The 17,542-nt window shown below is 66.9% G+C and carries 16 protein-coding genes; 5 read left to right on the top strand and 11 right to left on the bottom strand.

All coding sequences use genetic code 11. The features are described 5' to 3' along the window. Positions 1-29 precede the first annotated feature (29 nt). Positions 30-2,006: an APC family permease gene (locus tag HMI57_RS07330; protein WP_171585292.1), complete on the bottom strand. Its 1,977-nt coding sequence runs from the start codon at positions 2,004-2,006 to the stop codon at positions 30-32. Between the two features lie 127 nt (positions 2,007-2,133). On the opposite strand from HMI57_RS07330, the gene HMI57_RS07335 reads away from it, so the two are divergent. Both HMI57_RS07335 and HMI57_RS07340 read left to right on the top strand, forming a co-directional pair. After that, positions 2,134-2,808: a TrkA family potassium uptake protein gene (locus HMI57_RS07335; RefSeq protein WP_171585293.1), complete on the top strand. Its 675-nt coding sequence runs from the start codon at positions 2,134-2,136 to the stop codon at positions 2,806-2,808. Then, positions 2,805-3,515, top strand: coding sequence for a TrkA family potassium uptake protein (locus tag HMI57_RS07340; RefSeq protein ID WP_171585294.1), 711 nt, complete (start codon positions 2,805-2,807; stop codon positions 3,513-3,515). The genes HMI57_RS07335 and HMI57_RS07340 overlap by 4 nt, the downstream gene beginning before the upstream one ends. Before the next feature lie 4 nt (positions 3,516-3,519). On the opposite strand, the gene HMI57_RS07345 is transcribed toward HMI57_RS07340, so the two are convergent. The 4 genes from HMI57_RS07345 to dut form a co-directional block, all read right to left on the bottom strand. After that, positions 3,520-4,251 (bottom strand): DUF3159 domain-containing protein, encoded by a 732-nt coding sequence (locus tag HMI57_RS07345; RefSeq protein WP_346655157.1) that lies wholly within the window; start codon positions 4,249-4,251, stop codon positions 3,520-3,522. Next, complete coding sequence (locus HMI57_RS07350; RefSeq protein ID WP_171585295.1) at positions 4,248-4,628, bottom strand: OB-fold nucleic acid binding domain-containing protein; 381 nt, start codon at positions 4,626-4,628, stop codon at positions 4,248-4,250. The genes HMI57_RS07345 and HMI57_RS07350 overlap by 4 nt, the downstream gene beginning before the upstream one ends. Further along, positions 4,621-5,544 (bottom strand): DUF3710 domain-containing protein, encoded by a 924-nt coding sequence (locus HMI57_RS07355; RefSeq protein ID WP_171585296.1) that lies wholly within the window; start codon positions 5,542-5,544, stop codon positions 4,621-4,623. The genes HMI57_RS07350 and HMI57_RS07355 overlap by 8 nt, the downstream gene beginning before the upstream one ends. A 67-nt stretch (positions 5,545-5,611) precedes the next feature. Then, positions 5,612-6,097, bottom strand: coding sequence for a dUTP diphosphatase (gene dut / locus HMI57_RS07360; RefSeq protein WP_216607251.1), 486 nt, complete (start codon positions 6,095-6,097; stop codon positions 5,612-5,614). Positions 6,098-6,233: 136 nt separating this feature from the next. On the opposite strand from dut, the gene HMI57_RS07365 reads away from it, so the two are divergent. Continuing rightward, complete coding sequence (locus tag HMI57_RS07365; protein WP_171585298.1) at positions 6,234-6,698, top strand: DUF3093 domain-containing protein; 465 nt, start codon at positions 6,234-6,236, stop codon at positions 6,696-6,698. Between the two features lie 15 nt (positions 6,699-6,713). Here the strand turns inward: HMI57_RS07365 and HMI57_RS07370 are convergent, their stop codons facing one another. Beyond that, the gene (locus HMI57_RS07370; RefSeq protein ID WP_171585299.1) at positions 6,714-7,013 is read right to left on the bottom strand and encodes a DUF4193 domain-containing protein; all 300 of its coding nucleotides are present in this window, start codon (positions 7,011-7,013) and stop codon (positions 6,714-6,716) included. 279 nt (positions 7,014-7,292) lie between these two features. Here HMI57_RS07370 and sepH point away from each other — a divergent pair, with 279 nt between their 5' ends. Then, entirely contained in the window at positions 7,293-8,543 is a 1,251-nt protein-coding gene (gene sepH, locus HMI57_RS07375; RefSeq protein ID WP_171585300.1) for a septation protein SepH, read from the top strand. A 59-nt stretch (positions 8,544-8,602) separates the two neighbouring features. On the opposite strand, the gene HMI57_RS07380 is transcribed toward sepH, so the two are convergent. The 4 genes from HMI57_RS07380 to HMI57_RS07395 are packed head-to-tail and all read right to left on the bottom strand — an operon-like array spanning position 8,603 to position 13,939. Continuing rightward, complete coding sequence (locus HMI57_RS07380) at positions 8,603-9,319, bottom strand: thymidine kinase (protein WP_171585301.1); 717 nt, start codon at positions 9,317-9,319, stop codon at positions 8,603-8,605. Next, positions 9,312-10,508, bottom strand: a complete 1,197-nt coding sequence (locus tag HMI57_RS07385; RefSeq protein WP_171585302.1) for an alkaline phosphatase family protein — start codon at positions 10,506-10,508, stop codon at positions 9,312-9,314. Before HMI57_RS07385 ends, HMI57_RS07380 begins: the two co-directional genes overlap by 8 nt. A 6-nt stretch (positions 10,509-10,514) precedes the next feature. After that, a complete protein-coding gene (locus HMI57_RS07390) occupies positions 10,515-11,192 on the bottom strand; it encodes a DUF5998 family protein (RefSeq protein ID WP_171585303.1) in 678 nt (225 codons plus the stop codon). A gap of 44 nt (positions 11,193-11,236) precedes the next feature. Next, positions 11,237-13,939, bottom strand: coding sequence for a GNAT family N-acetyltransferase (locus tag HMI57_RS07395; protein WP_171585304.1), 2,703 nt, complete (start codon positions 13,937-13,939; stop codon positions 11,237-11,239). Positions 13,940-14,021: 82 nt separating this feature from the next. Between HMI57_RS07395 and HMI57_RS07400 the strand changes: the two genes are divergently transcribed. Then, entirely contained in the window at positions 14,022-16,502 is a 2,481-nt protein-coding gene (locus tag HMI57_RS07400; RefSeq protein ID WP_171585305.1) for a DNA topoisomerase (ATP-hydrolyzing), read from the top strand. A 2-nt stretch (positions 16,503-16,504) separates the two neighbouring features. Here HMI57_RS07400 and HMI57_RS07405 read toward each other — a convergent pair whose 3' ends face one another. Next, positions 16,505-17,491: a GNAT family N-acetyltransferase gene (locus HMI57_RS07405; RefSeq protein WP_228720985.1), complete on the bottom strand. Its 987-nt coding sequence runs from the start codon at positions 17,489-17,491 to the stop codon at positions 16,505-16,507. Positions 17,492-17,542 lie beyond the last annotated feature (51 nt).

The following is a 17,542-nucleotide window of genomic DNA, read 5'->3' on the forward strand; positions in this document are numbered from 1 at the left end:
ATCTGCGGAACTGGTGTTTCCCTGAAAGGTCATTGCAGGTCCTGGAATTTTCGTGCGGCGTCGGAGGATGCGAGCTGCCAGGGGACACTTGCCACCATAACCCCCGGTTCGAAGTGCAGCCGGGTCTTGATGCGGAGGGCGGTCTGATTGTGAACCAGCTGCTCCCACCATCGGCCCACCACATACTCGGGGATGTAGACGACAATCAGGTCCCGTGGGGAGTCGCTGCGGATACTCCTGATGTACTCCATGATCGGGAGGATGGTGTCCCGGTAGGGCGACGCCAGCACCGTGATCGGCACCGGAATCTCGTACCGGTCCCAGTCGCGCAGCGTCCGCTCCGTCTCCTCCGGATCCACATCCACCACGATCGCGTCCAGCTTGGACGGCCGGGACGCGCGGGCAAAGGCGAGGGCGCGCAGCACCGGCTTGCGGACGTGGGAGACCAGAATGACCGCGTGGACGCGGGACGGCAGCGCACGGGAGAAGGTGGAGTCGTCGAGGGCCAGTTCGCTGGCCACCTGGTCGTAGTGCCGCTTGATGCTGTGCATGACGGCGAACAGGACCACCATCGCCAGCACGGCCACCCATGCTCCGTACTCGAACTTGGTCACCAGGACCACCACCAGCACCGCGGCGGTAAGCACGAAACCGACAGTGTTGATGGCCCGGGACTTCTTCATCCGCCACCGCCGCTTTTTGTCGGCGGTGCTGCGCAGCTCGCGGGTCCAGTGTTTGATCAGTGCGGCCTGGCTCGCGGTGAAGGACACAAACACGCCGACAATATAGAGCTGAACCAGCTGGGTGACATCGGCGCGGAAGACAAAGATCAACAGGATGGCTCCCGCGCCGAGGGCGAGGATGCCGTTGCTGAAGGTCAGCCGGTCCCCGCGAGTGCGCAGCTGGCGCGGCAGATACCCGTCCTTGGCGAGGATTGAGGCAAGCACTGGAAAACCGTTGAACGCGGCGTGACCGGCCAGGACCAGGATGAGGGCGGTGGCGCCCACCACCAGGATGAAGGGTATCGCCGCGTCGCTGAAGATGGTGCGGGCCAGCTGGCTGACCACCGGGTTCTGAATGTAGTCCTCGGACACGGGGTTGCCGTCCAGCAGCAGTTGCTCCTGCGGGTTCTGCACCACGTGCACCTTCACCGCGTTGGCGAGGTAGATCACCCCGGCCATCATGGCCGACGCGACGACGCCGAGAATGAGCAGGCTGGACGCTGCGTTGCGGCTACGGGGAGCCTGGAAGCTCGGCACGTTGGCGCTGGGGACCTCGACACCCGTGAGGGCTGCCGCCCCGGCGGAGAAGGCGCGGAGAATCAGCAGCGCACCCGCAAGGCCCACCAGCCCGGCGTCGAGCGCGGGGTCGGGGATGATCTCGAACCGGGCGCTGGGCGCCTCCCCCAGCGTTCCGTTGAGGCGCTGGATGATGCCGACGGCGCACATGCCAAGGATCGCGGCCAGGAAGACATAGGTGGGAATGGCAAGGGCCAGGGTGTTCCGGGACACGCCGCGCAGGTTCAGCAACACCAGGACGACGACGCCGGCCACCGCCATCACCGTCTGGCCGCCCGCGAGCCCCGGCGCGAGGGCAATGAGGTAGTGGGCAGCGGCGGACACCGAAACGGCGACGGTCAACACGTAGTCCACCATCAGGGCGGACGCCACGGTCAGTCCGGCCGAGCTTCCCAGGTTGCGGCGGGCGATCTCGTAGTCGCCACCCCCGGTGGGGTACGCGTGGACGGCCTGCCGGTAGGAGGCGATCACTACCAGCAGCACCACCAGGACGGCCAACCCCACCCAGGGCGACACCGACACGGCAGCCAGCCCGGCCAGGGCCAGGGTGAGGAGAATTTCGTCGGGTGCGTAGGCCACCGAGGACAGGGCGTTGGCCGAGAACACCGGCATCGCGATCCGCTTGGGCAGGGTCTGATGCCGCAGCCGGTCGTTGCGGAACGGTTTGCCCACCAGCACCCGCTTGACGGCTTCAAAGAAAGTCAGCACAGCCCACAGACTAGCGCGTTTGTTGCTGCCACACTCCATTAGGCTGGGTGCAGCGGACGCAGGCCCCCAGCGAGTGGAGCGCGTTGACACGTAGGTTGGCAATCGGTTGGAACGGCAGGTGGCGCGAGTGGCGCATTTTGTAATTATGGGGTGCGGCCGGGTGGGCGTCAGCCTCGCCCATACCCTCGACGAGTCGGGGCACACGGTGGCCATCATCGACCAGGACGACCGCGCATTCCGCCGGCTCAGGGGCTCGTTCGGTGGCCGGAAGGTCACCGGCGTCGGTTTCGACCGGGACACGCTGAAGAACGCAGATATTGAGAACGCCTACGCCTTCGCAGCGGTGTCCAGCGGTGACAACTCGAACATCCTGGCTACCCGGGTGGCCCGTGAGATCTTCCACGTGCCGCACGTGGTGGCACGTATCTACGACCCCGGACGAGCTGAGATCTATCAGCGTCTGGGCATTCCCACGGTTGCCGCGGTCCGGTGGAGCGCCGACCAGGTGCTGCGCCGCATCCTGCCCGAACAGAGCATCAACGGGGATTTCCGGGAGACCTCGGGACGGCTGATCCTTGGCGAGCTCACTCTGCACGACGGCTGGCTGGGGCGGTCGCTTGCCGATATCGAGGCCGCGTCGGGGATCCGCGTCGCCTATCTCACGCGGTTCGGTGAGGGCATGCTGCCCACCTCGGAGACCAGCTACCAGGAAGGCGACATTGTGCACGCCATGATGAAGACCTCCGCCACGGACGAGATAGGGCGTATCCTCGCCAAGAAACCTGTGGAGGAGTCGGAGTGAGAGTAGTCATAGCGGGCGCAGGCAGCGTGGGATCCTCGATCGCCAAGGAGCTGCTCTCGAACAACCACGAAATCCTGCTGATCGATGAGAAGCCCGAGGTGATCGGCCGCAGCGGGCTCAAGGGAGCCAAATGGCTGATCGGTGACGCCTGTGAGCTGACCACCCTCAAGGACGCCCGGCTGGATGAGGCTGACGTGGTGGTCTCCGCGACCGGGGACGACAAGGTCAACCTGGTGGTGTCCCTGCTGGCGAAGAGCGAGTTCGGGGTGGGCCGGACGGTGGGCCGGGTCAACAACCCGAAGAACGACTGGATGTTCGACGACTCGTGGGGTGTTGACGTGGCCGTGAACACTCCCCGGCTGATGACGGCGTTGGTGGAAGAGGCAGTCGAGATTGGTGACCTGGTCCGGCTGCTCACCCTGCAGAGCGGTGTCACATCGATCGTCGAGTTCACCGTGCCCCAGGAATCACCGATCGTGGGCCGCACCCTTGGTTCGCTGATCCTGCCGGAGGACTGCACGGTGGTGGCAATCCTGCGGGACGACGCGTCGATTACGCCCAGCCCCGACGACGTGGTGGAACCGGGCGACGAGCTGTTCCTGATCGCAGCGATCGCCGCCGAGGACGCGCTCCGCAGCGTGCTCCTCGCCGTTCCTACTGACGACGACGACACCGGTGCGCCCGTGGACGCGCCGGGCCTGCCCTGACCGGCTACCTGTCTGTCGCGCCGGCTGGGAGCTGGGCGGGCGGGCGGGACACGAGCCACGCGAGCCACAGCCCAAGTGCGTAAAGCGGGAGTCCCATAATCAGTCGGGTGGTCCCGAGCGCCACGAAGTTCTCGGCGAAGTACAGGGGCATTTGAACGGCCAGCCTTAGCCCGAGGACCGTCACGATGATCCAGGTGGCAATGGTGTACGCCTTGACCCGCAAAGGGTCCTTCCGCCATTCGACACCCTCACCCCTGATGAAGCCGAAGAGCAGTCCGGCGATCGGCCACCGCGCCGCGATGGAGATGACCATCGCGATGATGTAGGCGCCGTTCGTGAAGAACCCGGGGACGAAAAAGTCTTCGGCATTGCCGGTGCGGTTGGCTACAAAAGCGCAGATCGCCACACCGATCAGGCCCGATAGCGCCTGCGTGAGGGGGGTCCTGGAGACGAGCCGGATGACGGTGAAGATGGCGGCGACACCCAGTGCGGCGATGAGTGAACTCGCCAGGTCCCGGTTGATGGTGAAGACCACAGTGAAGATCAGGCCGGGCAGGATGCTCTCGGCGAGCCCTCTGACCCCGCCAATCGACTGCAGGACATCGATCTGGCCGTTCTCCGAGCGTTGCATGCCGGACCGGGCGGCGTACTGTTCCGCCAGTTCGGCGGCAGTGGGTCCCTGGCGCTGAGCCGGATCGGGCTCAGGCTCGGTGCTGGGTGGTGGGGGGGTGCTCACTGCTGTGCCTCCGGACGGCCGATGATTTCGTAACGAGGATTGTAGATCGTTGGCATCCCGTCCACCGGGCTGACCATACCTTCAAAAGCTATCTGGGTTCCCGCTTCGATGCCCGGCACCCGCCGCTGTCCAATCCAGACCAGCCGTACCTGGGCCCGTAGGCGGGCCACACTGTCGCGGCGGTCGGATCCGGTGGTCACCGGCGGGGCGTCGTCGGACACGACCGCGGCGAACTGGGGTGCTGAGCTGCGGGGCAGGACGGTGATTCGCGAGATGTAGCCCCGCGCCCTGGCCCGCCCACGGGTGGGCAGCCCACCGACAGTTGAAGCGGCGCCGGGGTGCACCCCGGCGCTGTCCACTCCCGGTCGGTCAGCCAATGTGGGTGATCTCGGGACCGCGCTTCAGCGGATCGGTGAGATCAGGAGCCGGTGGCACGGGCTCGGTGGGGCGGGCCGACGCCGATTCCTTGGGCAGCCGGAGCTGCAGTAGTTCACGTGGCGGCAGCGGGTGGTCTCCCCTGACCACGACGACCTTGCGGAAGAGTTCCTCGATCGGTGCGGCCGCTTCCTTGTTGATTGCCGCGGGTCCGCCGATGACACCGCGGAGGAACCAGCGGGGGCCGTCGACGCCGAGGAACCGGGCCACCCGGAAGCCGGGCTGCCCGTCCGCCGTTTTGGCGGGGAGCTTGGCTACCAGTTCGGTGCCGAAGGTGCCGACACGATCCTGGACCGTGCCACCCTGCGAGCCGACGGAGACGCCGATCTGGGCCCGGATTTCGTCCCACAACCCATCGGTGCGGGGTGCGGCAAACGCCTGCAGTTGCAGGTTGGATCCGTTCAGGTCGAGGGTCACGGCGATGACCCGCTTGGTCTTCTCTTCCACTTCGAGGCGAAGCTGGAGACCCTCGGCTGCTCCGATGCGTAGCGCACCGAGGTCGATGTAGCCGGCGTCGGAGTCGTGTTCCGAGACGTCGAACGGCCCGTTGTCACGGGAGACGACCACGCCCGGGGCCGGGGCCGCGGGTGTTGAGGGGGCAGCGGGGGTTGGCTCGGCGTCGTCGTCGGCTGCGACTGGCGCGTCGGTGCCATCAGCGGCCGTTGCGGGTTCCGGGGCATCAGTGGGGGTGGTCGCCCCCTCAGGGGTGGGATCCGCGGCGGTCGTGTCCTCGGTGGTCGTATTCTCGGTCGCAGCGGCTGACGCTGGTGCAACCTGTTCCTCGACCGGGCTGGCGGCGGGTGTCGCCTCTTCTGCCGGGAGGTTCTCTTGCTTCTTCTTCAGGCGCCCAAAAACCATGATTGGGTTCCTTTCCTTGGTGTGTGGGACCCGTCGTGCCGGGTCCCGTAGCTGGATATCCTCTAGGTTATGCGTGGGTTGGATGCGCTGTGGGTTCGATGCTGTAACCCCCGGTGGATCCGAAGCCCGCAGCGCCGCGCACCGATTCCGGAAGCTCCTCCACCACTGTGAAGTCAGCCTGTTCCACCTGCTGGATGACCAGCTGGGCGATCCGGTCACCCCGTTTGAAGCTCAGTGACTCAGTTGTGTCGGTATTCAGCAGGGTGACGGCAATTTCCCCCCGGTAGCCGGAGTCGATGGTCCCCGGTGCGTTGACCACTGTCACCCCGTGCTTCGTCGCCAGACCGGACCGCGGATGGACCAGGCCCACATATCCTTCCGGAAGGGCAATGGCCACGCCGGTGGGCACCAGGGCCCGCTCCCCCGGTGCCAGCCGAAAATCGATGCGGGTCCGCAGGTCTGCGCCAGCATCACCCGGCTGGGCGTACGCCGGGGGTGTCATCGCGTCGTCGAGCAGTTTGATCTGCACGGGAAGTCTCCGCTGTGGGTCCAGCACGTTCTTACTCCAGCTGCGTCGTGGGTGATCGGGGTAGGCCTTCACTCTAGCGCCTTAACCTTTGTGGCTGCCGGGTGCCGACGATGCCGCGTGCTGGGATGAAGTACCCCGAAAAATCTGTCAGGGTAGGGGTATGTCAACCCCCGCTCCAGCACCATCCACCAGCCCCGTCATCTACGAGGAGCGGCTGTGGCCTGCACCGTGGATCTGGCTGGTTGCGGCCGGCGCGGCGGGAGCCTCAGTGGTCACGTTCGCCCCCATCAACCTGACCACCGGGTTCATTGCGGCCACCGTCGTCGCAGTGGTGCTGGTCACGCTCCTGGTGTTGTCCACGCCGCGCATCGTAGTGACGTCGTCGCACCTGACCGTGGGACGGGCCACCATTGAGCGGCAGTTCCTCGGGGAGGTGACGGCGTACACCGGTGAGGACGCGACCGCCCAGCGCGGGCCGCAGCTGAATGCGACCGCGTACCTGTGTATCAGGGGCTGGATTTCCCCGGTGGTCCGGGTGGCAATCACCGACCCGGCGGATCCCACTCCCTACTGGTTGACCTCCACCCGTCGCCCCGAGCAGCTCGTCGCGGCCCTGGCCAGCTGACCAGGTCCTGACGACCTACCCCTCGCAGTCGCTGCAGTAGGCCAGTGCACCGGCCTGACGGGCGATCTGGGATCGGTGACGCACCAGGAAACAGGAGGCGCAGGTGAATTCATCGGCCTGGGCGGGGAGGATCCGCACCTGGATTTCCTCGCCTGAGAGGTCGGCTCCGGGCAGTTCGAACCCGTCAGCCGCTTCTATTTCGTCCTCGTCGATCACCGGGGACTGGTGGTCGGGTCGTTGCGCTTTCAACTCGTCGATCGAGTCAGCGTCCGAGTCGTCCTGGGTGGTGCGCGGCGTATCGTAATCGGTCGCCATAATCGGTTGTTCACTCTCCGGTGTTCTGTGGTTGTGCTACTCGAAACTGTCCAACGTTCACGTCGAAACTGTTCAACGTCGAGTCCAACGCTGACTGACCGCAGTTTGTGCCCGTACGCCAGCGATTGTTGCCCACGCCGCCGGGATAGTCCAATTCCGCGTCGTCCTGGCCCGTCCGACGGCGAAAGTTCCGCGCCACACCACGGGTGTAGTAGGCATGTGGGCCAACAGGTGGCAAAGTTTCACGGTAAGGAAGCAATGTCGGCTCGGAGGATTTTCATGCAGGAACTACGGCTGGTAGGTGTTCACGAGGACGGCGGACACCTGCACTTGAACGGCGAGGACGGCTCGAATTACAGCCTGCCGGTCAACGAGGCGCTCCGCATGGCGGTTTCCCGCCCCATGGAACAGCACAAGATCACCACCCCACCGCCTCCCGCGGGCAAGCCGGTGGTGCCGTTGTCGCCCCGGGACATCCAGGCGAGGATCCGCAGCGGCGCAACGGCCCAGGACATCGTTGACGAGACCGGCCAGGAACTGGCACACGTGCTCCGCTATGAGGGTCCGGTCCGCGCCGAACGCGACTACATGGCCATCCTGGCCCAGCGCGTCGAGGTGTCCTCTCCCCTGCCGTCCCACGATGGCTACCGGTCAGCGTTTGGCGAGAACCCGGCACAGCTGGGAGAAATGGTCGATTACCGGCTGCAGGCCTACGGGGTGGATCCGAGCGGCGTCGAATGGGACGCCTGGCGCCGGCCGGACGGACTGTGGAATGTCGTCGCCCGATTTGAACTGGCATCCGACGCCCGTGTGAGTGTGGGCGAGGAGCCACCGGCCCAGTGGACGTTCAACCCCAGCCGCAAGACAGTCCTCAACACCAACCGGTGGGCCCAGCTGCTCAGCGAGCTTGAACCTCTTGACGGCCCTCTGCCGACGCGCCGGCTCAGCGCCGTGGCCGATCACGTCTTCGACTTCGAGGCCCAGAAGGCGCCCGAGGTTGCCGCCGAAGAGGCCTCCGACAACCTGTTGGACGTGCTCCGGTCCCGCCGCGGGCAGCGTCTCGGAGTGGATGAGGAGGGCGACGACGCCCTCGCGCATCTGCTGGCCAAGGGCAGTATCCCCGCGGCCCACCCCCGCCCCACCGAGGGGGACGAAGAGGCGGACGCCATCGGTTCCGCCGAGAGCATGGACGACGCCGAGGAACCGCAGCGGTTCGCTGGTCTCAGTCTGGCCCCGTCGATGCGACCCGACGACGAGGACCAGGAGCACCAGACCTACAGCGATGGCTCACCCCGCCTCTCCGAGGATGTGAGCACTGACACCCGTGAGATCAGCATCTTCGCCCGGCCCGGGCGCCCGGCACAGCCCTCTGCCGAACCGGCTGAGGCTACAGATGACCGCCCGGAGCAGGACCCGGTCCCCGCACGTTCACCGAAGGTGGCCGACGAGCCCACAGATCGCAAGATCCGGCCGAAGCGGTCCAGCGTCCCCAGCTGGGATGAGATCGTCTTCGGTACCAAGAGCGACTAGCCGACCTGAGACAAGCCGGTGTCCTGGGAAAGCCAAGCGTCGGCACACCAGTTCCTGCCCTAGGGCGAGAACGGCAGCAGCATTTCGTTGCTCTTCATCGCGTTGGCCGTCCGCAGGGTAACCCGCCGGGTGTGATGGCGCCGGCACAGGGTTTCGTAACCCGTCACCGGCGGGTGGGGAGCGTCGTCTGCGGCTCCTTCGGCAATCGGCAGTTCGGGCTGCAGCGGGTCCCGCTGCACCTGCTGGAGTTCCACATCGCCTACCACCACCTGGTCACCCTCGACCACCATGACACCGTCGATGGTCCGCGCATTGTGGGTTGCCCGGCGGCCGCACCAGCAGAGCGCCTCCACCTGGAGCACCTGGACCCGGTCCGCGAGTTCGATGAGCCGCTGCGAGCCAGGAAAGAGCCTGGTTCTGAAATCCGAGGTGATCCCGAATGCAAACACGTCGACGTCCATCTCATCGACAATGCGGGCCAGCTGGTCGATCTGCTCGCCCGTGTAGAACTGGGCCTCGTCGCAGATCAGGTAATCGACGCGCTCGGCGGCCGTGCGACGTCGGACAATCTCGGCCCAGAAGTCGGTGCTGTCGGTAACCTCCACCGCTCCCGTCTGAAGGCCCAGCCGGCTGGAGATCATTGCCTCGCCCGCCCGGTCGTGGGAGCTGAAGAGCAGGCCAGCCCGGCCCCTGGCCCGATGGTTGTGATCCATCTGCAGGGCCAGGGTCGATTTGCCGCAGTCCATGGTGCCGGAAAAGAAGATCAGTTCAGCCACGGGAGACCTTCCCGCCTGGGCGGCCCAGCGTCAGCAACGGCACTTCGCGTTCGGCGCGGGTCAGGGACCCATGCTGCCCCACAACTTCCATCGCTGATTCGCTGGTGCGGCGGCGGTCGTACAGCGCGATGGGTTCCCGTGCCGCGACCAGGAGGTCACCTATGCGGGGCAGGACCCGCTCGTCGACCTGGCCGAACAGCCCTGCCTCGATGGCCTGCTCGCGGGTAAGGATCCACGCGTACTGCCCGTAGGCCGCCTGCCAGGCCGCGATGAGGCTCTCGCGCCGGTCGGTGGACAGGCCGGGTTCCAGGTACAGGTGCAGCATCCGCGGCTCGCCGGCTGTGTGGGCGACTCCGTCGATCAGCGTGGGGTCGGTCGAGAAGTCGTAGCGGTGCGCCTCGTCGACGTCGACCATCCCGTGGTCGGCAGTCAGCAGCAGGAGGGTGTCGGAGGGCACGCGGGCGGCGAGCGTTTTGACGGCACCGTCGACATCCTCGAGCTGGGTTCCCCACTGGGAGGAACCGCAGCCGAACCGGTGGCCGGCCTTGTCCATCTCGTTGAGATAGAGGTACACGAGGGACCGCTTCGTCGCGGCGAGCTGTTCGTGTGCACTGCGCACCCGCGCTTGAAGGGTTCCGGCTGCCAGGTAGCTGCCGCCCCTGAGCGCGGCGCGGGTCATGGCGGAATCGGCGAACTTCGGGAGGGACACACTCACCACGGGGACCTGGGCGGAAACCTGTTCAAAGACCGACGGATAGGGCTGCCACCGTTGGGGGTCCACTTTCGCGTCCCAGCCGCCGAGCATGTTCACCACCTTGTCCTGCTCGGGGTCCAGGACGTCGTAGCCCACCAGGCCATGCCTGCCGGGAGGCAGGCCGGTGCCAAGGCTGGCCAGTGACGCGGCGGTCGTTGACGGGAACGCCGATCCGATGGTGCGGGCGCTGTCCAGGTGCCGGCGCAGGAACGGCGCGTGCCCCCCTCGTTTCTTCAGCAGCGCCGACCCGAGCCCGTCGACCACCACCACGCAGATACGGGACGCGGCCGGCAGGCCGAGGGCGTTGTCGAAGGGGCCGGTGGTGGAGGTGAGGTCCAGGGCCGCGGCAGCGCTGGTGAACACCTCGGCGATGGTGCTGCGGCCATAGGCGGGTGCCGCCGGAAGAGGCTCCCGGTGTCCGGTGATCTGATCCACTGAGGGCTAGCCCTGGTGGTGGGTCCGGCTGAACCGCGCACCGAGACCTGGCTGCCTGCGCGGCGCCGGAGCCAGCGTGCCGGCGGCGACGGGCGTGACCGGGTTGGCCGTGTTGACCTTCCGCAGGGCGCGGGCAAAGGACTTCGCGTTCTGGACTGCCTGCATGCCGTCGGCCTCGGCACTGACGCGCAGCACAATGTCCTCCTGCGAAATGGTGCCGGTGTAGCCGTGGTCGGCGTCGCACTGCGGGTCGCTGCAGCCGGCTGGCCCCATGTCCAGACGCTGACCGCCGGACCAGGCAATTGCCAGGGTGAGCTCACGGGCCTGGTCGGAGGGTTTGTAGTCCTGCGGCTGGGCGTACAGGTAGCTGAGCACCACCGACCGGATCTGGATGACCGGGACGGATTCGGTGGAGACCTGGGCCATCATCTGCTGCCCGTCCTCATCCAGCTGCTGGTCGTCGACGTGGGTGATCACCAGCATGTCCTCGGTGAGGACCAGCACAGTGATGTGGCGGTGCACCTCGTTCCGCTCGAAGTGGGTCTCCAGGTGCACCACATGGGAGAGCGGTTCCCTGCCGTCGAGGGCATCGTGCACCGTGTCGGCGACCAGGCGAGGGTAGAAACCAGCCCGTTCCAGGGAGGCGTCGAGGCTGCGGCGTTCAGCGGAGAGCGATGAGGTCATACATCCAGTTTCCCTTATTCGGGCGCCCGCCGCCTAACCCGGTGTCAGTCCCGCATGGCGCGCCGGGCGCTGTCGGTCCGCCGCTGCGGGTTGCCCACCAGGATGTCGGTGCTCAGGATGACCAGCCCGCCCGCCGAGACCAGCACGGGGTTGAACTCCAGCAGTGCGATCTCGGGGTGGCGGTCCTTCAGGACGGCCACCCGTTTGATCAGGTTCTCGATGGCCGCGATATCGGTAGCCGGAAGACCCTGGTACCCGAACAATTTGCGGGAGGCCCGGGGTGCACGGACCAGGTCCGAGACGTCAACGGTGGAGAGCGGCGGAATGCTGTGCGCCCAGTCGTCGAGGAGGTCGACGGCGTCGCCCGCCAGCCCGAAGGACAGCACCGGCCCCAGCAGGGGGTCCTCGATGGCACGGAGGGTGCACGCCTGACCGGAGGGTGCCATCGTTTGCACTTCCATCCCGCTGACCCCGAAGGGCGCCAGCACCTTCTCCATCTGGGCGATGTTCAGCCGGAGCGAGTCGGCATCCTCGATGTTCAGCCGGACGCCCCCGAGGTCGAGCCGGTGCCGGAGGTGCTCGTCAACGGTCTTGATGACCACCGGCCAGCCCAGCCGGTCGGCGGCCGCCACCGCCTCGTCGGCGGTGGTGAACCGGACGGCGGGAAGCAGGGTGATGCCGTAGTGGTCCAGCAGGGTGGCAGCTTCGCCCGGGTCCAGACGGGTCAGCCCGTCGCCGTCGACCCGTTCCAGCGCCTGATGGAGCAGCCCCGACGCGGCGTCCGGATCGATGTCCGCCGGCTCGTCGAACCCGCCGTTGTCCCGTGCCCGCCACCGGGCGTACGTCACGACTGCTCCCAGCGCGGCGACCGCCGCTCCTGGGCCCGAGTAGCACGGGATTCCCCGCTGGCCGGTGGACTCCCCCATCGGATTGTCGGGGACAGCGAGCAGCCCCTCGGAGCGCACCATCGGATCCAGAATGCCGGCGAAGGAAGCGACCAGCGGCTTGTTGGCCGTTTCGGCGCAGTCCCTGAGACAGGCCGCGATGGCATCGACTGTCAGGCCCGGGGAGGGCAGCAGGGCAACCACCGCCGAGTGCACCTCCTCATCCGCTAACGCCTCCAGGACCGCCGCGCGGAGGACGGGCAGCGCAACCGACTGTCCGGTGTCCAGTTCGATGTCGGTGACCAGGCGACGCACGTCCAGGGACTGGGCGGCAGCCGCGTCGGCCACCACCTTGCCCAGCGCCAGGGAGTTGCTGAACACCGCGAGGCTGGGACCTGCGGGCAGCGGCTGGCTGACGAGGATCTGGGCAATGTCCACCAGCTGGGCGGTGGTCTCGACCCGGATCACCCCCGACTGTTTGAGCATCGCATCGAGCGCACCCGACGGCGCCTGGGTGGTGCGCACTGCGTGTCCCGGGGGCAGCTGAAGGCCCATCACATCGGACTTCGCCACGATAACGGGTTTTGTCTTGGACAGGCGGCGGGCAATCCGGGAGAACTTGCGGGGGTTGCCGACCGATTCGAGGTACAGCCCGACGGCCCGGGTGGAGGGATCGTCCTCCCAGTACTGCATGGCGTCATTACCGGAGATATCAGCCCGGTTCCCGGCGGAGACGAAGGAGCTCAGTCCCAGCCCGCGCCGCCCGGCGGCCGCGTAGAGCAGGACGCCGATCGCCGCCGACTGGCTGAACAGGCCCAGGGCGCCGGCAGCGGGCAGGGCGGGAGCCATTGAGGCGTTGAGTCTGATCGCTGGGTCGGTGTTCACCAGTCCGAGCGACGCCGGTCCCACCACCCGCATCCCGTAGGCCCGAGCCCGGTGCACGAGGGTTCGCTGCCGGGCCAGGCCTGCGGCGCCGTCGTCGGCAAATCCGGCGGTGGCGACGAGCAGTCCCTTGACGCCAGCCTCCCCGCACTGGTCAACCACCGTTGCCACCTGGTCGTAGGGCACGGCGATGACCGCAAGGTCGACTGGCCCCGGCACCTCAGCGATCGATGCGAAGGAAATCATTCCCGCCAGTTCGAAGGCCTCGGGGTTCACCGCGTACACGTCGCCGGTGTAGCCGCCGTCAATGATGTGTTCCAGGAAGGAGTACCCGACGGTCCCCCACTCGCGGCTGGCGCCGATCACTGCCACCGACGACGGCGAGAGCAGGTCGGCGACGCTGCGGGCCTCAGCACGGTGCTCGCGGGATTCCATCACGGCCCGGGATTTCTCGGTGGGGTCGATGTTGAACTGCAGCATCACCACGCCGTCGTCGAAGCGGCGCTGCACCTCATACCCGGCCTCGGCGAAAACGGTGATCATCTTCCGGTTCTCCGGGAGGACCTCGGCGGAGAACCGGCTGATTCCGTTCTCCCGGGCCGCTGCCGCCAGGTGCTCCAGCAGGATGGACCCCAGCCCCCGGCCCTGATGGGCGTCGGCAATGTTGAAGGCGACCTCCGCCTCGGTCGGGTCATCGAGCCGGTCGTACCGTCCGATGCCCAGGATGTCGGTGCCCCGGGTGATCACGAAGGCGACCCGGTCGCGGTGGTCCACCTCGGTGAACCGTTTGAGCTCTTTGGTGCTCAGCGACGACTTGTAGGTGAAGAACCGCAGGTAGATGGAGTTCTCGGACTGCTGCATGTGAAAGTGCTGGACAGCGTCCGCGTCGTCGGGCGAAATGGGCCGCAAATGTGCGGTGGCGCCGTCCCGCAACACGACGTCGGCCTCCCAATATTCCGGGTAATGTCCGCCAGCAGCCATAGACTCACCCTAGTGGGCGTTCGGCGCCCACGTCATTACTGTTGGCAGCACACCCCCTTCACGACCCGAGGACCACCCGATCATGGCCAGGCGCCAAACCACAGCAGCCCCGGTGGATTACACCGAGAACATCATCGATATCGACGTCACGTCCGAGATGGAACACTCGTTCCTGGAATACGCCTATTCGGTGATTTACTCCCGGGCCCTGCCCGACGCGCGGGACGGGCTCAAGCCCGTCCAACGGCGCATCCTCTACATGATGACCGACATGGGTCTGCGGCCGGACCGCGGGCATGTGAAGTCCGCCCGTGTGGTGGGCGAGGTGATGGGAAAACTCCACCCCCACGGTGATGCGGCAATCTACGACGCGATGGTGCGCATGGCCCAGGACTTCTCCCTGCGCCTGCCCCTGATCGACGGTCACGGAAACTTTGGCTCGCTCGACGACGGCCCGGCCGCCCCCCGGTACACCGAGGCCCGGCTCGCCGCCGCGGCGCTCACCATGACTGACCACCTGGACGAAGACGTGGTGGATTTCGTCCCGAACTACGACAACCAGCTGCTGCAGCCCGAGGTACTCCCGGCCGCGTTCCCCAACCTGCTGGTCAACGGCGCCACGGGCATCGCCGTCGGCATGGCCACCAACATGGCACCCCACAACCTCGGCGAGGTGATCGCCGCCGCCCGGCACCTGATCAGCAACCCGGATGCGGGTCTTGATGACCTGATGCGTTTCATTCCCGGCCCGGACCTCCCGAGTGGCGGCAAAATTGTCGGTCTCGACGGGGTGCGCGACGCGTACGCCACCGGCCGGGGGTCGTTCAAGACCCGCGCCACGGTAGGTATCGAGCAGCTCTCCGCCCGGCGGACCGGCCTGGTGGTGACCGAGCTTCCCTACACGGTGGGCCCGGAAAAGATCATCGAGAAGATCAAGGATGCCGTCACTTCCAAGAAGCTGCAGGGCATTTCCGACATCGTGGACCTGACCGACCGACGCCACGGGCTCCGGCTGGTCATCGAACTGAAGAACGGTTTCAACCCGAACGCGGTGCTCGCCCAGCTGTACCGGTACACGCCGATGGAGGATTCCTTCGGGATCAACAATGTGACCCTGGTGGACGGGCAGCCCAGGACGCTCGGCCTGGTCGAGCTGCTGCAGGTCTACATCAAGCACCGGCTCTCGGTGGTCCGCCGGCGCACCACCTACCGGCTGGGCCGCAAGAAGGACCGGCTGCACCTGGTCGAGGGCCTGCTCATCGCGATAGTTGATATCGACGAAGTCATCCAGATCATCCGCTCCTCCGACGAGTCGGCGCAGGCCAGGGAACGCCTGATGTCGATCTACGACCTGTCCGAGCTGCAGGCCAACTACATCCTCGAACTGCGCCTGCGCCAGCTGACCAAGTACTCACGGATCGAGCTGGAGAAGGAACAGGACGAGCTGCGCCGCGAGATTGCGCTGCTGGAAGAGCTGCTCGGCTCCGAGGAACGGCTGCGGGCTCTCCTGTCGGAGGAACTTGCCCAGGTGGCAGAGAAATTCGCGACGCCGCGGCGAACGGTCCTTCTGGAGTCCGAGTCCAGCTCCCCGCTGAAGGGCACGGTCATGCCGGCGGCTGTGGCAACCGGCGGTAAGGCGGCTCCCCTGCCCCTCGAGATCGCTGACGACCCCTGCTGGGTCATTCTCTCCACGTCAGGTCAATTGGCGCGCACCTCCAGCCAGGATCCTTTCGGTGAGGCAGGGCAGCGGGTCAAGCACGATGTGTTCCGCTCGGTGCTCCCCTCCACCGCCCGGGCAGAGGTAGGTGCGGTGACGTCCGCCGGCCGGATGCTGCGCCTGCAGGTGATGGACATGCCGGCGCTGGCCCCCACCGCCGGCATTCCGAACCTGGCCGGTGGAGTCCCCGCGCAGGAGTTCATGACGCTGCTCCCGGGCGAGGTACTGGTGGGGTTGGCGCCCCTGGACACCGTGATCGCCCTGGGCACCGCGCAGGGCGTGGTGAAGCGAGTGGCTCCTGAGTACCCGCTCAACCGGGACGAGTGGGAGGTCATTTCCCTCAAGCCCAAGGACAAGCTGGTGGGTCTGGCGACGGCCGCTGACCACGATGCCCTGGTCTTCATCACCGCGCAGGCACAGCTGCTCCGTTTCCCCGCGTCGACGGTCCGGCCGCAGGGCCGCACCGCTGGCGGGATGGCAGGCATCAAGCTGGGAACGGGCGACTCGGTCATTCACTTCGGTGCCGTGACTGCCGACGACCCGGCAGCCGTCGTCGTCACCGTCGCAGCAGCGAGCGGGGCGCTGCCCGGCACCTCCGCGGGTTCGGTGAAGGTCACCGAGTTCGCCGAGTACCCGGCGAAGGGCAGGGCCACTGCTGGCGTGCGTGCCCACCGGTTCCTCAAGGATGAGGACGGGCTGGTGGTCGCCTGGGCCGGTCACGGACCGGCGAAGGCGGCCTCCTCGAGCGGCGTGTCCCGGGCGCTGCCCACTGAACACGGCCGGCGGGACGGTTCAGGAGTGGCGCTCAACCAGACAGTGGAGGCGATCGGGCCCAGCCCGGTTTGAGGCTAGATCGCCAGTTCGTAGACCCTAGTCCGGTGGGTGGGTTCGTAGCCGAGGCGTTCGTACAGCCCGAGCGCCCCTGACGGGTTCTCGGTGTCCACGCCCAGCCCGGCGTTCTCGATGCCATCCGCTGCGAACCGTCGCATCGCCTCGACAAGCAGCGCCGGGGCCAGACGGAGCCCCCGCCAGTTCCGGCGCACCCCAAGCAGATCGGTGTAGGCCTCCGTGTATCCCAGGATCTCCTTCGAGCCGGGGTCGAAGCTGGCCAGCTGGTAGGCGGCCACCTCACCGGTTTCCTCGTCGACCACCGCCAGGCTCCAGTCAGGTCTGAACTCGGGGTGCGTCACCGTGTACCGCCAGGATTCCTCGTCCCGCGGCTCACTGCCCCAGTGGTCCTGGAACGCCTCGTTGTGGGCCAGCCGCACCGCCTCGGAGAGTTCCTCAGAAAACGTTGCGATCCGCAGTCCGGCAGGGATCTGGACCGCCGGGATCTCCGTCCCCAGGGGGCGGGTCATCTCGGTGAAGTACCGCACCACAGTGTTCCCGGTCGCATCCATCAGGGCCAGCTGGGAGGGAACCCGCTCCTCCGCGTAGGTGCGCAGCACCCCTTCCGCTGCGCCGTCCTCATCGAGGCGCCGTCGGGCGCGCGCCGCCTGCCAGCCGTACAGTGCGGTCCCGATGCCGCGGCGCCGCCAGGCCGGATCCACCCCACCCATCGTGTGGATCAGGGTCGAGCCATGATTCTTCTGGATGGCTCCGACCGCGCGGGGGACGCCGTCGGCGTCCAGCCCCAGGATGGTGTCCTTCTCCGGGTCTGTCTTTGACGATTCAAGGATCTGCTCCAGGTCGGCGCGTTCCTCAACCCAGTCCGGCTTGTCCTCCTCGGCCATGCGCTTGATGAGCTCCAGCCACTGCCCGATATCGTCCGGCGTGATAGGCCGCCACTGCAGGGGCGTACCGGTGGGAAAGTAGTCCGTCACTGACTTAGTCATGGCAAAAGAGTATGGCACGCGGTCGGGTGAAGCATTTCGCCGTCGCCGATG

The organism is Arthrobacter sp. 260, from assembly GCF_013116745.1.
In the GTDB taxonomy this organism is placed as follows: Bacteria; Actinomycetota; Actinomycetes; order Actinomycetales; family Micrococcaceae; genus Arthrobacter_D.

Excerpts from the sequence above, each read along its gene's own strand:
- HMI57_RS07390 (WP_171585303.1), bottom strand. The coding sequence starts at position 11,192 with ATGACCTCATCGCTCTCCGCTGAACGCCGCAGCCTCGACGCCTCCCTG.
- HMI57_RS07370 (WP_171585299.1), bottom strand. The coding sequence starts at position 7,013 with ATGGCGACCGATTACGATACGCCGCGCACCACCCAGGACGACTCGGAC.
- HMI57_RS07355 (WP_171585296.1), bottom strand. The coding sequence starts at position 5,544 with ATGGTTTTTGGGCGCCTGAAGAAGAAGCAAGAGAACCTCCCGGCAGAA.
- HMI57_RS07395 (WP_171585304.1), bottom strand. The coding sequence starts at position 13,939 with ATGGCTGCTGGCGGACATTACCCGGAATATTGGGAGGCCGACGTCGTG.
- HMI57_RS07365 (WP_171585298.1), top strand. The coding sequence starts at position 6,234 with ATGTCAACCCCCGCTCCAGCACCATCCACCAGCCCCGTCATCTACGAG.
- HMI57_RS07405 (WP_228720985.1), bottom strand. The coding sequence starts at position 17,491 with ATGACTAAGTCAGTGACGGACTACTTTCCCACCGGTACGCCCCTGCAG.
- sepH (WP_171585300.1), top strand. The coding sequence starts at position 7,293 with ATGCAGGAACTACGGCTGGTAGGTGTTCACGAGGACGGCGGACACCTG.
- HMI57_RS07400 (WP_171585305.1), top strand. The coding sequence starts at position 14,022 with ATGGCCAGGCGCCAAACCACAGCAGCCCCGGTGGATTACACCGAGAAC.